The sequence below is a fragment of the Labedella populi genome (genome assembly GCF_004078655.1).
Lineage (GTDB): Bacteria > Actinomycetota > Actinomycetes > Actinomycetales > Microbacteriaceae > Labedella > Labedella populi.
In genome coordinates this window covers 774,485-790,180 of sequence record NZ_RZNC01000001.1, presented here as the reverse complement: position 1 = coordinate 790,180, position 15,696 = coordinate 774,485, and the positions used below count along the sequence as shown (strand labels likewise).

At 69.7% G+C, this 15,696-nt stretch carries 13 protein-coding genes; 7 read left to right on the top strand and 6 right to left on the bottom strand.

The features are described 5' to 3' along the window. The first annotated feature begins 208 nt into the window (after positions 1-208). The 5 genes from ELQ92_RS03875 (at position 209) to ELQ92_RS03855 (ending at position 6,057) form a co-directional block, all read left to right on the top strand. A complete protein-coding gene (locus tag ELQ92_RS03875) occupies positions 209-1,702 on the top strand; it encodes a sugar porter family MFS transporter (RefSeq protein WP_128497636.1) in 1,494 nt (497 codons plus the stop codon). 71 nt (positions 1,703-1,773) lie between these two features. Then, the gene (locus ELQ92_RS03870) at positions 1,774-3,654 is read left to right on the top strand and encodes a glycoside hydrolase family 15 protein (RefSeq protein ID WP_128497635.1); all 1,881 of its coding nucleotides are present in this window, start codon (positions 1,774-1,776) and stop codon (positions 3,652-3,654) included. Further along, positions 3,651-4,520 carry an SMP-30/gluconolactonase/LRE family protein gene (locus tag ELQ92_RS03865; RefSeq protein WP_128497634.1) on the top strand — a complete coding sequence of 290 codons (870 nt, stop codon included), beginning with the start codon at positions 3,651-3,653 and terminating at the stop codon, positions 4,518-4,520. Before ELQ92_RS03870 ends, ELQ92_RS03865 begins: the two co-directional genes overlap by 4 nt. Positions 4,521-4,647: 127 nt before the next feature. Next, the gene (locus ELQ92_RS03860; RefSeq protein WP_128497633.1) at positions 4,648-5,448 is read left to right on the top strand and encodes an SDR family NAD(P)-dependent oxidoreductase; all 801 of its coding nucleotides are present in this window, start codon (positions 4,648-4,650) and stop codon (positions 5,446-5,448) included. Positions 5,449-5,511: 63 nt separating this feature from the next. Beyond that, complete coding sequence (locus ELQ92_RS03855; protein WP_128497632.1) at positions 5,512-6,057, top strand: Dps family protein; 546 nt, start codon at positions 5,512-5,514, stop codon at positions 6,055-6,057. Between the two features lie 96 nt (positions 6,058-6,153). On the opposite strand, the gene ELQ92_RS03850 is transcribed toward ELQ92_RS03855, so the two are convergent. Together ELQ92_RS03850 and ELQ92_RS03845 are read right to left on the bottom strand one after the other, a co-directional pair. Continuing rightward, positions 6,154-6,357: a hypervirulence associated TUDOR domain-containing protein gene (locus ELQ92_RS03850; RefSeq protein ID WP_128497631.1), complete on the bottom strand. Its 204-nt coding sequence runs from the start codon at positions 6,355-6,357 to the stop codon at positions 6,154-6,156. A gap of 90 nt (positions 6,358-6,447) precedes the next feature. Further along, positions 6,448-7,113, bottom strand: coding sequence for a TetR/AcrR family transcriptional regulator (locus tag ELQ92_RS03845; protein WP_128497630.1), 666 nt, complete (start codon positions 7,111-7,113; stop codon positions 6,448-6,450). A 107-nt stretch (positions 7,114-7,220) separates the two neighbouring features. On the opposite strand from ELQ92_RS03845, the gene ELQ92_RS03840 reads away from it, so the two are divergent. After that, complete coding sequence (locus ELQ92_RS03840) at positions 7,221-10,013, top strand: MMPL family transporter (protein ID WP_128497629.1); 2,793 nt, start codon at positions 7,221-7,223, stop codon at positions 10,011-10,013. After that, on the top strand, positions 10,010-12,028 hold the full coding sequence (locus ELQ92_RS03835) for a YhgE/Pip domain-containing protein (protein ID WP_128497628.1): 2,019 nt from the start codon (positions 10,010-10,012) through the stop codon (positions 12,026-12,028). The genes ELQ92_RS03840 and ELQ92_RS03835 overlap by 4 nt, the downstream gene beginning before the upstream one ends. 66 nt (positions 12,029-12,094) lie before the next feature. On the opposite strand, the gene ELQ92_RS03830 is transcribed toward ELQ92_RS03835, so the two are convergent. The 4 genes from ELQ92_RS03830 to ELQ92_RS03815 are packed head-to-tail and all read right to left on the bottom strand — an operon-like array spanning position 12,095 to position 15,580. After that, complete coding sequence (locus tag ELQ92_RS03830) at positions 12,095-13,039, bottom strand: SDR family NAD(P)-dependent oxidoreductase (protein ID WP_128497627.1); 945 nt, start codon at positions 13,037-13,039, stop codon at positions 12,095-12,097. Then, positions 13,036-13,335: a chorismate mutase gene (locus ELQ92_RS03825; RefSeq protein WP_128497626.1), complete on the bottom strand. Its 300-nt coding sequence runs from the start codon at positions 13,333-13,335 to the stop codon at positions 13,036-13,038. The genes ELQ92_RS03830 and ELQ92_RS03825 overlap by 4 nt, the downstream gene beginning before the upstream one ends. A gap of 29 nt (positions 13,336-13,364) precedes the next feature. Further along, entirely contained in the window at positions 13,365-14,762 is a 1,398-nt protein-coding gene (locus ELQ92_RS03820) for an FtsX-like permease family protein (RefSeq protein WP_128497625.1), read from the bottom strand. Next, positions 14,759-15,580, bottom strand: a complete 822-nt coding sequence (locus ELQ92_RS03815) for an ABC transporter ATP-binding protein (RefSeq protein WP_128497624.1) — start codon at positions 15,578-15,580, stop codon at positions 14,759-14,761. Before ELQ92_RS03815 ends, ELQ92_RS03820 begins: the two co-directional genes overlap by 4 nt. Positions 15,581-15,696: the final 116 nt, after the last annotated feature.

The window sequence follows — 15,696 nt, the reverse complement described above, 5'->3', positions numbered from 1 at the left end:
CTCGCCTCCCTCCCCCGACACGCGCCCTCCGCCCTCCGTCCCCCTTGGGTTGTCGCATCTCCGCGGTGAAACGGCTTCGCGACCGCTGATATGTGACAACCCGGGAGACGCCGGCCACATGGCGGAGGAGGCCGGAGGTCGCGTATCGCTCGGCGACACGCTTGTCCACCCTCGCTCCTGCCTGCCCGGTCGGTACTAGCGTGTGCGGGTGGCTGAGCAGACTGACAAGACAGACGACACCCGCTTCACCGTCCGGACACCATATGGACGGCGCGCCGTGGCCCTCTCGATCGCGGCGGCGGTCGGCGGGTTCCTGTTCGGCTTCGACAGCTCCGTCATCAACGGCGCCGTCGACTCGATCGACGGGAACTTCGAGCTCGGCAGTGCGCTCACCGGGTTCGTCGTCGCCGTCGCACTCCTCGGGTGCGCCGTCGGAGCGGTGATGGCCGGGAACCTTTCCGACCGCTTGGGTCGCCGTCGCGTCATGATGATCGGCGCCGTGCTCTTCTTCGCGAACTCGATCGGATCGGCGCTCACGTTCAGCCCGTGGGACCTCATCGTCTGGCGCATCGTCGGCGGTGTCGGGATCGGCATCGCATCGGTCGTCGCTCCCGCGTACATCGCGGAGATCGCGCCCCGCCAGATCCGGGGAGGCCTCGGCTCGCTGCAGCAGCTCGCCATCACCCTCGGTATCTTCGCCGCACTCCTGAGCGATGCCCTGCTCGCGACCATCGCGGGCGGTGCGTCGGAGCCGCTGCTGTGGGGGCTCGAGGCGTGGCGCTGGATGTTCCTGGTGGGCGTCGTGCCGGCCGCCGTCTACGGGGTACTCGCGTACACGATGCCCGAGTCGCCGCGGTACCTGCTCGCGCGCGGTCGCACGGACGAGGCCCGCGAGATCTTCTCCCGACTCGTCCCGGCGGACGACCTCGACCGCTCCGTCCGTGACATCCAGACGGCGATCGACGAGGACCGCAAGCACGCGGACGCGTCGCTGCGGGGTAAGGCCTTCGGCCTGCACCCCATCGTCTGGGTCGGCATCATCCTCTCGGTGTTCCAGCAGTTCGTGGGCATCAACGTGATCTTCTACTACTCGACGAGTCTCTGGAAGGCCGTCGGCTTCAGCGAGCAGGACTCTCTGCTCGTGAGCGTCATCACGTCCGTGACGAACGTGCTCGTGACGATCGTCGCGATCGTCCTCGTGGACCGCATCGGTCGGAAGCCGATCCTCCTGAGCGGCTCGGCCCTCATGACGCTGTCGCTCGCCGCGATGGCCCTGTCGTTCTCGTTCTCGCAAGGGTCGGGCGATGACGTCTCCCTCCCGGGCGTCTGGGGCCCCGTCGCCCTCATCGCCGCGAACCTGTTCGTCGTCGGCTTCGGCGCCTCGTGGGGCCCGCTCGTGTGGGTGCTGCTCGGCGAGATCTTCCCGACCCGCATCCGCGCCAAGGCGCTCGGCGTCGCGGCCGCCGCCCAGTGGATCGCGAACTTCCTCGTGACGGTCTCGTTCCCGCCGCTGTCGGAGCTCTCGCTCACCTTCACCTACGGACTCTATGCGGCGCTCGCGCTCCTGTCCGGCCTCTACGTGTGGCGGAAGGTCCCGGAGACGAACGGCATGGAGCTCGAGCACGCCGAGACGCTCTTCGCCGATTCCGACAAGGCGAAGGCGAAGGCGAAGGCCCGCGCGGAAGCGAAGTCGCGTTCCTGAGGAGACCTGACCCGTCGGCGCCGTCTGCGCAACTCCTCCCGGGACCCGCGACACGTGTTTAGGGTGAGGGGATGCAGCCTCGTACGACATCGGATTCCGACGACTACGCCCCGCTCCGTGACTACGCCGTGATCGGCGACGGGCGCACGGCGGCTCTCGTGCGCTCCGACGGCCGCATCGACTGGCTCGCCGTACCGGCGCTCGACGGCGTTCCCGTCTTCGCATCACTCCTCGACGAGGAGGAGGGCGGCCGGATCGAGTTGCGACCCGTCGGCGGGTTCCGCGCGGCGCGGCGCTACGTGCGGGGGACCAACGTTCTCGAGACGACCTTCACGACCGAGACCGGTCGGGTGCGCGTCACCGACGCGCTCGTCACGGGCGTCGCCGGTCCCCTTCCTTGGACGGAACTCTCCCGCCGCGTCGAGGGCCTGTCGGGCTCCGTCGAGATGCGGTGGTGCGTCCGGCCGGGAACGGCGCTCGGGACGGCCTCGCCGTGGGTGGAGGATCTGCCGTCAGGCGCTCGTGACCCCGAGGCGGAGGAGGGCGGTGGTGATGGCGGTGGTGGTGGCGCAGTGTGCACCGTACTCCACGTCGACGGGGCATCGATCGCCGTTTCGGGCGCCGGACACGGACCGGAGGAGTCGACGGGTCCGGAGCCCGGTCGGCAGCCCGGTGAGGACGGGGACGGCATGCCACGCGGCACGTTCGCGACGTCGGAGGGTTCGGCCCACGCGCTCATCATCACGGGGACGCTCGACGAGCCTCTGCATGTGGCGGATCCGGAGGCGGCCGTCCACCGGGTCGACCGCACGATCGAGGAGTGGCGTCAGTGGTCACGCACCTTCGCATACGACGGCCCGTGGGCCGAATCCGTCCACCGGAGCGCGCTCGCCCTCAAGCTCCTCATCCACAGCCAGACGGGCGCGATCGCCGCGGCCGTGACGACCTCTCTCCCCGAGAGCCGCGGCGGCGGGAAGAACTGGGACTACCGGTTCGCGTGGGTGCGGGATCTCGCGTACACGACGCGCGCGCTCGTGCGCTTCGGGCTCCGCGAAGAGACGCACTCGGCTCTGTCGTGGATCCTGCACGCCGTGAAGTCCGACGGCGCCCATCTCCGCGTGTTCTTCGACCTCCACGGAGAGGATCCCGTGGCGCCCGTCGAGCACAGCGCACCCGGATGGCGCGGCATGGGGCCCGTCGTCTCCGGCAATCCCGCTGGATCGCAACTGCAGCTCGGCGTCTACGGGGACCTCATCGACATCGCCAGACAGCACGTCGCGGGCGGCAACGTCCTCGACGTGCCGACACGGCGGCTCCTCGCTCAGGTCGCCGACGTCACGTGCGATCTGTGGCGTCACCCCGACTCGGGCATGTGGGAGTTGCCGGACCTGCGCCGCCACACCTCGTCGATGATGGGCTGCTGGCAAGCGCTCAACGCCGCGGTGCACCTCGCCGATGTCGGAGCACTCTCGGGGAGCGTCGAGCGGTGGCGCACCGAACGCGACCGCATCCACGCATGGGTGTGGGAGAACTGCTGGTCGGAGACGAAGCAGGCGTGGACGATGCACCCGGGCGGCGATGAACTCGATACGTCGGTCCTCCTGCACGCGCCCAGTGGTTTCGACCGCGGTGAGCGCATGTCGAAGACGATCGACGCCGTCCTCGCCGAGCTCGGGACGGCGGGGCCGCCCTACCGCTACTCGGGCGTCGAGTCCGAGGAGTTCCCCTTCGTCGCGTGCGGGTTCTGGGTCGCCTCCGCTCTCGGTTGCGTCGGACGGAGCGACGAAGCGCACGCGTTCATGGAGCGCATGATCGCGCTCGCGAACGACGTCGGACTCTACTCCGAGATGATCGACCCGGACACGGGCGACTTCTGGGGCAACCTCCCGCAGGGGCTCAGCCATCTCGCGCTCATCAACGCCGCCATCACGATCGAGGAGACCACAGGATGACCATGCGAACGTTCCGTGCCACGGGAGCCGAACTCGTCGAAAGCCTCTACTGGGACGCCGGGCGGCGAGCGATCTGCTGGGTCGACATCGCCGCGGGGCTGCTGCACGTGAGCCCGATCGACGGTCCCGCCGACGGGTCAGCCGACACGGTCGTCGAGTTGCCACCGCCCGTCTCCGCCGTACAGCCGCGACGCGGCGGCGGTTTTGTGGTCGCGGGCGACCGCGACCGCGTCCTGCTCCTCGACGACGACGGCGCGATCGAGCGCGAGCTCGCGCTGCTCCCGCTCGCGTCCGAGTCGGTCCGCGTCAACGAGAGCAAGGTCGACCCGTTCGGCGACTTCATCGTCGGCGGCATGAACGAGGGCGGCGACGATCCGGTCGCGGAGATCCACCGCGTCCGGCCCGACGGCTCGGTCGAGTTGCTCGCGAGCGGCTTCGGCACCACGAACGCGTTCGAGTGGAATGACGACGGCAGCGAGATGTACCTCGGCGACACGAACCTCTCGACGGTCTTCCGCGCTCCGTACCCGCGGAGCGGCGCCCTCGCGGAACGCGCCCCCTTCCTCGTGGGCCGCCCGTCCGACGGCATCGTGCGGGATGTCGACGGCTACCTCTGGAACGGTCTCTACGGCGAGGGCGTCGTCGTGCGCTGGGCTCCCGACGGCACGATCGACCGCACCGTCGAGGTGCCCGCGCCGAACGTCACGAGCGTGACTCTCGGCGGCGCCGGTCTCCGTACCCTCTTCGTCGGAACCGCTCGTGAGAACCTCTCGCCCGAGGAACTAAAGGAGAGCCCCGAAAGCGGCGGGATCTTCACCCTCGAGGTCGGCGTTCCGGGACGCCCGGTGTTCGCCTTCGCGGGGTGAGGACGGTTCCCCGGGACGAGGCCGACGGAGTGATCCCTCCTTCCTGAACGTGCAACCCCCTGCGCTCTCCGCGAGACCGGAGAAGAGTAGGGGGAAGGCGCAGATCTGCGTCCACGGAAGGAGTCGAATGGACCTCGGAATCAGCGGCCGCACGGCGCTCATCACCGGCGGTGACTCCGGAATCGGGTGGCACACGGCCCAGACGTTACTCGCCGAGGGTGCCACTGTCGTGATCTCGGACCAGGATCAGGGCAAGCTCGACGACGCAGCGGCGAGACTCGGAGCCGCCGACGGGAAGCTCTTCGCCTTCGCCGCCGACGTGCGAAGCGTCGACGACCTCGCCGCGTTGCACGCGCGGACGCGCGAGGCGGTCGGCGAGATCGACATCCTCGTGCAGTCCTCCGGGATCACCGGCACTCAGGGGCTCTTCCACGAGATCGACGACGCCGGTTGGGTCGACACGATCGAGACCGACCTCATGGGTCCCGTCCGGCTCGTCCGCGAATTCCTGCCGGACCTGCGATCGGGGGGTTGGGGCCGACTCGTTCTCATCGCGAGCGAGGACGCCGTGCAGCCGTACGACGACGAGTTGCCGTACTGCGCGGCGAAGGCCGGCGTGCTCGCGTTCGCGAAGGGCCTCTCACGCAGCTACGCCGCGGAGGGACTGCTCGTCAACGCGGTCTCGCCCGCCTTCATCCACACGCCGATGACCGACGCGATGATGGAGAAGCGTGCTGCGCAGCGCGGCACCGATGTCGACGAGGCGATCGCGTCGTTCCTGGAGGAGGAGCGTCCCTACATCGAACTCGGCCGACGGGGTCGTCCCGAGGAGGTCGCGAGCGTCATCGCCTTCCTCTGCTCAGACCTCGCGTCGTTCGTGAACGGCTCGAACTACCGCGTGGACGCCGGCTCCGTCGCGACCACCTGACCCACCCGAACCACCATCACCGGAACGACGCCGCGAACGTCGCGGCACGAAGGAGAAGAAGGAATGACCGACACTCTCGAACGCACGACCACCGCTCCCGCAGACGCCGGCGGCAAGAAGACCCGCCGTCAGAACGCCGAGAAGGGATTCGTCGCCTCGAAGGAGCTCACCGACTGCATGCAGGCCGTGCTCGTCGACCTGATCGAGCTCCACCTCCAGGGCAAGCAGGCGCACTGGAACGTCGTGGGGAAGAACTTCCGGGACCTGCACCTCCAGCTCGACGAGATCATCGAGGCCGCCCGCGAGTTCAGCGACGAGGTAGCCGAGCGACTGCGAGCGCTGCACGCCGTCCCGGACGGCCGCAGCGACACCGTGTCGGCGACGACGACGCTTCCCGAGTTCCCTCACGGTGAGATCGACACCGCCGAGACCGTCGACCTCGTCGTCCAGCGACTCGAGGCCGTCGTCGGCACGATGCGCGAGGTGCACGACACCGTCGACGAGAACGACCCGACGAGCGCCGACATCCTGCACGGCATCATCGAGAAGCTCGAGCAGTACGCGTGGATGGTCGGAGCGGAGAACCGCGTCGCCAAGCGCGTGAGCTAGCCGTTCCCCACCCCCGACGTGCGGGTTTCGGTCGTCGTTCCTCACGGAATGGCGACCGAAGCCCGCACTTTCGCGTCGAGGGGACGGCCGGACGGATCACTCCCTCGTGAGCGACGACTCCTTGTGCGCGGCCTGCTTGCCCGACTTCTCCGACTCGACGATCCAGTACGGGTCGTCCTTCGTCGGCTTGAACGTCTGGCCGTCGAACTCGAAGTCGCTCACACGCTTCCGGACCGCCTTCCCGTGGGTCTCCCCCTGGGAGGTGTTCCACGAGACCGTGTCGCCTTTCGAGATACTCATGCCGCCAACGGTATTGGCGCGGGACGGGACGCGGAACCCGTTGCGGACCGGCGTGCACATCGCGCGACGGCGGACGAGCGATGGCCGCCGTCAGTCGATCGCCGGCTCCGTGACGAGGTGGACGTAGGCGACGATCGCCTCGAAGTCGAGGGGATCACCTTCCGTTTCTCTTCCGTCGGTGGACTGACCGCCGAGCATCTGCTCCTCGGTGATCGCACTCGAGAGCGCGATGAGCGTGCGCGAGATGAGCCGGATGTCACCGACGAACCGCAGGCCGGCGCCCAGCGTGATCGTCTCGAGCATGTCGCCGACGCGCTCGTTGAGGCGGCGCGTGAAGTCGAGGTATCGCGTCGCGACGTCGCCGCTGCGCATCGCGAGCAAGCGGTACTCCGCGACGATCCGGTGCCAGTTCGCCTCCCCCCGGACGAACTGGATCATGGTGCGCACGACCTCCGCGACGTCCTCGCCGTTCGGCGCACTCGCGGGGAAGACCTCACGGGCGATGTCCGTCGCCCGCGCGAGCGTCTTGTCGACCTCACGGTCGGAGAGGGCGAAGAAGAGCTCCTCCTTCGACTCGAAGTTCGAGTAGAACGCCCCGCGCGAGAAGCCCGCGCGTTCGCAGATCGCTTCGACGGAGGCGGTGTGCACGCCGGCCTCGGCGAAGACGTCGAACGCCGCGTCCATGAGGCGTTCGCGGGTACGGCGGCGGCGCTCGGAGTCGCCGACGGCGGGCGCGGTATCGACGTCTGTGGACATCTGAGCCTTTCCTGTGCCGGATTGCGATACACCAGTGTATCGAATACATTCATGTATCGGATACGCCGGTGTATCGATCCCTTCTCATCCCTTCTTCAGGAGACCGCGTGTCGTCACTGTTGTACTCGCTCGGGCGCTGGGCGTTCCGCATGCGCAAGACCGTCGTCACGATCTGGATCGTCGTCCTCGCTCTCGCCGGTGGGTCCGCCCTGCTCTTCCAGCAGGGCACGGACAACGGAATCTCGATCCCCGGAACCGAGTCGCAAGAGGCTCTCGACCGTCTCGCGGCGACGTTCCCCCAAGTGAGCGGTGCGAGCGCCCAGATCGTCGTCGTCGCGCCCGACGGTGGCTCCGTCCTCGATGACGATGTCCGGGAGCCCGTCGAAGACGTCATCGCCGAGCTCGACGACCTGCGCCAGGTGGACAGCGCCGTGTCCCCGTACGACGAAAACGTCGACGGTTCGATTTCGGATGACGAGGGCGCCGTGATCATCTCGATCCAGCTGACGGGCGAAGCCGGGGACATCACCGAGGGGACGCGCTCCGACATTGAGGACGCGGCGGCGTCGCTTGCGGAGGCGCTGCCCCAGGGCGCCGAGTCGGCACTCGGCGGACAGCTCTTCAGCACGGGGTTCCCGGCGTTCACGCTCACCGAGGTCCTCGGGGTCGTGATCGCGCTCGTCGTGCTCATGATCACGTTCGGGTCAGCTCTCGCCGCCGGAATCCCCCTCCTCACGGCGATCCTCGGGGTCGGCATCTCCGTGTGCCTCATCTTCATCGCGACGGCCTTCGGCTCCGTGACCTCGACCACGCCCATGCTCGCGCTCATGCTCGGTCTCGCGGTCGGCATCGATTACGCCCTGTTCATCATTTCGCGCCACCAGGACAACCTGAAGCGCGGCATGGACCCCGAGGAGTCTGCCGCGCAGTCGGTCGCGACGGCGGGATCGGCGGTCATCTTCGCCGGTCTCACCGTCATCATCGCCCTCGTCGGCCTCGCTGTCGCGAACATCCCGTTCCTCACGATCATGGGTGTCGCAGCCGCCGTCGGAGTCGGAATCGCCGTCGTCATCTCCCTCACGCTCATCCCGGCGATCCTCGGCATCGTCGGCACGCGCATCGTCTCGAAGCGCGCCCGGCGCGCGATCCCGGAGACGAACGGCGAACCGCTGCCGCCAGCGGCCATGGAGGACGAGGGAACCGCGAAGCCCAACCGCTTCTTCCGCGGCTGGGTCCGCGCAGCGACCCGCTGGCCCATCGTGACGATCCTCGGCGTCGTCGGCGTCGTCACGCTCCTGGCCCTTCCCGCCACCGGGCTGCGGCTCGCCCTCCCCGATGCGGGCGCTCTCCCGCCGGACGACGAGGCACGCGTCGCATACGACCTCGTCTCCGACCACTTCGGTGAGGGGTTCAACGGCCCCCTGATCGTGACGGGGACGATCGTCGAGAGCACGGACCCGCTCGGCCTCATGGACGACCTCAAGTCGGAGCTCGAAGACCTCGACGGCGTCGCCGCCGTGCCGCTCGCGACACCGAACATGACGGCCGACACGGGCATCATCCAGGTCATCCCGGAGGGATCGCCCGATTCCGTCGAGACCAAAGCCCTCGTCGCGGAGATCCGCGACATGCACGACTACTTCCTCGACGAGTACGACGTCGACCTCTCGGTCACGGGCTTCACGGCCGTCGGCATCGACATCTCCGATCTGCTCGGTCGTGCGCTACTGCCGTTCGGCATCCTCGTCGTCGGCCTCTCGCTCATCCTTCTCACGATGGTGTTCCGCTCGATCTGGGTCCCCGTCACGGCGGCGCTCGGGTACCTGCTCTCGGTGCTCGCGTCGTTCGGCGTGGTCGCGCTCGTGTTCGAGAACGGCGTCGGGGCCGACCTGCTCCACGTCGCGAACACCGGGCCGGTGATCAGCTTCATGCCGATCATCCTCATGGGTGTGTTGTTCGGTCTCGCGATGGACTACGAGGTGTTCCTCGTGGCACGGATGCGGGAGGACTACGTGCACTCGGGCGACGCGCGCAGATCGATCGAGACCGGCTTCCTCGGCTCGGCGAAGGTCGTGACCGCCGCGGCGATCATCATGTTCGCGGTGTTCGCGGCCTTCGTCCCCGAGGGCGACACGAACATCAAGCCGATCGCGCTCGGCCTCGCGACGGGAGTCTTCATCGACGCCTTCGTCGTGCGCATGACGCTCATCCCGGCGATCCTCGCGTTGCTCGGCGAGCGCGCGTGGTGGATCCCGAAGCGTCTCGACCGCGCGCTCCCCCACTTCGACGTCGAGGGCGAGGGCATCCACAAGGAGCTCGCGCTCCGCGACTTCGGCGGCGAGCACGTCGCGATCGCGGCGCAGGACGTGCGCGTCGCGACCGACGACGCGGCGATTCTCGACGACCTCTCACTCATGGTGCCGGTCGGCGAGTCGGTCGTCGTCTCCGGTTCGTCGCCCCACGAGGTCTCGGCGGCGTTGCTCGCGCTCACCGGCCGGCTCGAGATCTCGGACGGCCGTCTCAAGGTCGCGGGGCTCCCGCTGCCCGTGCGCGCGAGTGGTGTCCGCTCGCGCACGGGCTACGTGGATCTCGGCAACTCGGTGGACCCGGTGACCGCGCTGCGCCGCGGCCTCGCCGAGCGTCCCTCCGTCATCGCGGTCGACGGCGTCGACGTCGTGACCGACCCGGTCGAGCGCGGCCGCATCCGCGACCTCCTCCACGCGACGGCGACGGCCGAGTCCCGGTCGGGCGTCCGGACGGCACTCCTCCTCGGGACCACCGGCGACACGAGCGACGTGCTCCCCGCCCCCGGCATCACCCACAGACTCGCGGACGCCGGCGGCTCGCCCGCCGATGCGTCCACACACTCTCCACACGCAGGAACGCAGGTACGCGCATGAGCACCCCCGTGAGCTTTCTCGAACGCGCCGGCAGCCCCCGCCGCATCGGCTGGGCGTCCATCGTCGGCATCATCCTCGTCCCGCTCGTCGTCGCGGGCATCCTGGTCTGGGCGCTGTGGGATCCGCAGGATCGCCTCCCGCAGGTGACCGCGGCGATCGTCAACGCGGACGAGCCCGTCGAGATCGACGGCCAGCAGGTCCCGCTCGGCCGCCAGCTCTCCGCCGGACTCGTCAGTAACGACGACCCCAACTACGACTGGGTCATCACGGATGAGGAGGACGCCGACGCGGGCCTCGCCGACGGCAGTTACGTCGCCGTCGTCACGATCCCCGAGAACTTCTCCGAGGCGGCGACGTCCGTCGGTGGTGACGCGGAGGACGCCGAGCAGGCGACGATCGACGTCACGACGTCCGACCGCACCCGCCTCGTCGACGACGCTCTCACCGCGACTATCACGTCGACGGCAGCATCGCTCACGGGGCGCGAGCTCACGACGTCCTACCTCGAGAACATCTACCTCGGCTTCAACACGCTCGGCGACCAGCTCGGTGAGGCCGCCGACGGCGCGCAGCAGACCGCGGAGGGAGCGGACGAACTCGCGTCGGGCGCCGACGAACTCGCGACCGGAACCGCCGAGCTCGCGACAGGCGCGGACACCCTTGCGACCGGCGCGGACGGTATCGCGTCTGGCGCACGTGGGCTCGCCGACGGCGCAAGCCAATTGAACGACGGCGCGCAGTCGCTCGCATCCGGCCTGCGCCAGATCGCGGACGGTACGGCAGAACTGCCCTCACAGGCGGACGCGGATGTGCTGGCCGACGGAGTGTCCGGACTCGCAACAGCGTTCCCCGCACTCGTGTCGGCGGGCGCCGAGGGGCTCCGAACCCAAGCCCAGGCGGCGCGAGGATTCGCGGAAACGTGTGATGGCTCTCAGGAGTTCTGCAAGAGACTCGATCAGTATGCTGCAGGACTCGAAGCCGCGGTGGCCGAGCCGGTTGACGGGCAGGTAACTCAACTCGTCGCGAATGCATCCACCATCGGTGCCGGTGCCGCAGGCATCGTGAGAAACGCCCCATCCCTCGCGAGCGGGATCGCGCAGTCAGCCGACGGTGCTGCACAAGTGGCATCGGGCACGGCTCAGCTCTCGAGCGGCGCGAGCCAGCTCTCCTCCGGGGCAACGCAGTACGCGGACGGCGTCGACCAGTACGCGGACGGCGTCCGGCAACTCGCGGGCGGCACGACGACCCTCGCCGAGGGCACGGGCCAACTCGCCGACGGCGTCGGGCAGCTGGCCGACGGACTCGATGAGGCTGTCGACGCGCTTCCCACGTACAACGAGAGCGAGCGCGAGAACCTCGCGTCGGTCGTGGCCGATCCGGTCGCTGCTGACGGCGGCGGCGTGGACTTCGGCTCGAAGGGCGCGCCCTTCTACGCCGTGCTCGCCCTCTGGCTCGGCGCCTTCGCGTCGTTCATCCTGCTGCGCGCGGTGCCGACGACCCTCGTGGGCTCGACGCGCTCGTCCGTCGGTCTCGTGCTGCGCTCGTTCCTGCCCGCGGGGATCGCCGGCGCGATCCAGGGCGTGCTCGTCGCAGGCGTCCTGCAGTTCCAACTGGAGTTCGGGATCGCCGAGTGGTTCGGTTTCGCCGGACTGCTCGCCCTGACCGGAGTGGCGTTCGCAGCCGTCATGCAGGCACTCGTCGCGGTCTTCCACGGTGGCGGCCGCTTCATCGCGATGATCGTCGCCCTCGTGACGCTCGCGACGGGCATCGTCGCGACCGTGCCGGACGCGCTCGACGCCGTGTTCGGCTTCCTGCCGGTGGCGCCCGCTCAGGAGGCGATCCGCGCGATCGCCGCGGATACGACGGGCCTCGCCCCCGCGATCGTCGGCCTCGTGCTCTGGACGCTCGCCGCCCTCATCGTCTCGACGATCCGGGTCGCCACGGAACGCACGGTCCCGGCGCGGCGTTTCACCCCGACCGCGCCGGCGACCACGGCCTCACCCACGACGGCCTGACCCCGCACCACGGGGCCCCGGCGGCACTCGAGTAGTCGAGTGCCGCCGGGGCCTGTCGTCGTCGGGTCAGGAGGCGGAGAGCAAGCGGACGCCGGTCGCGCGTTCGCTCTCGGTCCAGATCGCCGTGGCCGTGGCACGATCCCGCACCACTCCGACGGGCATCTGGGGAACGGGCGCGCCCTTGATGAAGAAGCGCGGACCGAAGGACTCTCCGCCCTCGGCGCCCGCGTCGACGGCTGCCCGCACCGTCGGCCACGCGCCGCGGTCCTTGCCCTGCGTGAACGACGCCTGCAGGTTGTCGACGAATCGCTGCCCGGCCCCGGGTTCGTTCACCCCGCGCACGATGGGCGTTCGGCCCGTGATCGAGTAACCCGGGTGGGCGACGAGAGCCCGGGTGCCGAGGCCCGACGCGCGGAGCCGACGGTCGAGCTCGAGTCCGAACGACCACGCCATGATCTTCGACTGCGCGTAGGCGCGCCAGCCGGTGTATCGGCGCTCGAGCTGCAGGTCGTCAACGTCGAGCCGGACGAGCCGCGTCGCGAGGCTCCCGAGCGTCACGACGCGGGCTCCGGGGGTGCGCTCGAGAGCGTCGATGACGCCGGCGACGAGAGCGAAATGACCGAAGTGGTTGGTCGCCCCGACGAGTTCGAGGCCGTCCCCCGTGAGGGCGCGCTCGCGAGGCGGATGGACGACTCCAGCGTTGGTGATGAGCACGTCGAGCCGATTGAGGGCCGAGAGTGCGAGCGCCGCGTCCCCGACCGATGCGAGGTCGGAAGTGTCGATACGCACGACATCGACCGACGCCTCCGGCACCAACCGGCGGATCGCCGCGCGCGCAGTTTCCGCGCGTGTCTCGTCGCGGCACGCGAGCACCACGCGGGCACCGGCCCGAGCGAGCTGGAGCGACGTGAAGAACCCGAGCCCCGCATTCGCCCCGGTGATCGCGACCACCCGGCCGACCTGCGAGGGGAGCCGCTCCGGGTCCCAGTGGCGCGACCCGCGGGTCGTCATCCCCGCTCCGAGGCGATCTGTTCGTGGTGGTGGATGACCTCCGCCACCACGAACGAGAACCACTTCTCCGCGAACGCCGGGTCGAGCTCGCTCTCCTCGGCGAGCGCCCGGAGCCGCTCGACCTGCTGGGACTCGCGAGACGGGTCGGCCGCCGGCAGACCGTGCGTCGCCTTCAGATGCCCCACCTCCTGCGTGCACTTGAAGCGCTCCGCGAGGAGGTGCACGAGAGCGGCGTCGATGTTGTCGATGCTCTTGCGCAAGCGGGTGAGCTGGGCTGTGACGTCGCTATCCGGCATACCGAAACCCTATCCGCCGCCGTGGGCCGTCAGCCGAGCGAACGCTCCGGATGCGCGAGCACGTTCGTGAGGATGGGCCGGGTCGCGAGGAGCGAGAGCCTCACGAGGGCGAGACCGAGCACGAAGCAGATCCCGATCACGAGGAGCGAGAGCGGCGCGACGATGAGCGCGAGACCGGCGAGAGGGAACACCAGGAGCGCACCGAGGAGCGCCGAGCCCACCGCGACGAACACGAGCGGGAGCATGACGGAGCGCACGCGCGCCCTATCCATGGTCGCGACGGGCATCCCGACGCGATCGAGGCTCACGTAGAGGTCACGCCGGTCGAGGACTGCGGCCGCCTGACCGACACCCACGGAGCAGGCGACCATCGTGAACGATGCGACGAGTGTGATGAGCACACCCGTGCGGATGTCCGCGATGAAGATCGCATCGGCCGACGACTGGGCCGAAAACGACTCGAGGAGTGCCGTTCCCGTCCCGGCTACGACGGCGACGAAGCTCGTCATCGCCACGCCTCCGACGAGGCGCCACGCAGCCTTCGGGGACTCGAGGATGCCGCGGGCGGAGATGAGCTGCTCGGCGGTCTTCGCCCGGCGCAGCCGCACCTTCGCGAACACGGACAGAGCGAACGGGCCGACGAGGCCCAGGACGGCGACGGACGCGGCGAAGGCGCCGACGAGGGCCACGACGAGGATCGCGACATCCGTGATCACACCGAGGCTGCTGAGCGTCCCGTACGCGACCGCGACGATGACCACTCCGGCGAGGAGGCGCAGCCACGACGTGTGCGGGGCCCGCTGACGCAGCCGGACGCCGAGCGGTGAGACGACGACCGCGCGGAGGCCGATCACCGAGCTCACGGCGGCGAGCAGTGCGACGCCGACGACGACCGCGAGGATGGGGAGAGGTCCCGTCCAGATCGCCGTCGGCCCGATCGGTCCACCGTCGAAGGGGATGAGGCCGACGAGCGGCATGCTGACGGCGTAGAGCACGACCCCGGCGAGGGCGCCGAGGAACGCGAGCACCGTCGACTCGACGACGGTCACGAGGGTGACCGTCCCGGTCGTGGCGCCGAGGAGGCGGAGAGTGGCCAACCGGTCGTCCCGGCGACGTGCGGACAGCCGAGCCGCCGCGCCACCGAGCGTGGCGAGCGGGACGATGAGGAGCGCGAGCGCGAGGAGGCTGAGGAGCTTGAAGGCCTCGGCGTTGACGTCCGTGCGCTGCCAGAACATGAGGACGCCGCCGAGCACGATGAGCAGAAGCGCGGTCGTGACCGCGAAGGCGACGATCGGCAGCGCGACGGTCGCGGGGCTCGCCGCGCCGGGGCGCGTGAGCATCCACGCGAGCCGAGCGATGGGGGCGCGGCCGGAGGGGCGAGAAGCCGTGGGGGCTGCGGTGGGGGTGGGAGGAGCGATCGTGCTCATCGTCCGGCCTCCCAACCGGCGCCGCCGAAGGCGGGGCCGTCCGTGGCGGCGACGTGAGCGACGGCCGTCGTCACCGGCGAGGGGCCGGCGAAGGCGCCGGGCGCGGGAACGGCCGCACGGGGAGGAACGGGTCCGGCCGAGTCGCTCACGATCTGGCCGTCGGTGAGCCGCACGACGCGGGAGCAGCGAGCCGCGACCTTCTCGTCGTGGGTCACGACGACGAGCGTGTGGCCCTGACCGACCGTCGAGCGGAGGAGTGCGTCCATGACGTCGACGCTCGTCGCGGAATCGAGAGCACCGGTCGGCTCGTCCGCGAAGATGAGCGTGGCACCGCCCACCTGGGCCCGCGCGATCGCGACGCGCTGCGCCTGACCTCCGGAGAGCTCGCCGATCCGGCGCTCCTCGAGGCCACGGAGGCCGAGCGCCCCGAGCCACGCAGCCGCGCGAGCCTCGGCATCGCGTCGCGCGTACCCGGAGAGCAGCAGCGGGAGGGCGGCGTTCTCCACCGCCGTCAGCTCGGGGACGAGCAGTCCCTGCTGGAAGACGAACCCGAACGCCTCACGGCGCAGTCGGGAGCGCTCACCGTCGGACAGTGTGGAGAGGTCGACCGGGCCGGTCGGGCCGGCGAAACGTACCGTGCCGCCGTCCGGTCGGAGGATGCCGGAGAGGCAGTGCAGGAGGCTCGTCTTGCCGGAGCCCGACGCGCCCATGATGGCGACGGACTCGCCCTCGTTGATGACGAGGTCGACACCCGCGAGGGCCGTCGTCGAGCCGTACCGCAGAACGAGGGACGAGGCGTGGAGGAGTGGAGTGTTCATGCTCTCCAGCCTCGTCGGCGTCGCTCGATCGCGCGTCGGCCCACCGACGCATCGTCATCATTCCCTGGACTGATCCCTGGGTTGTCACATATCAGCGGTCCCCAGCCCCGGGGATA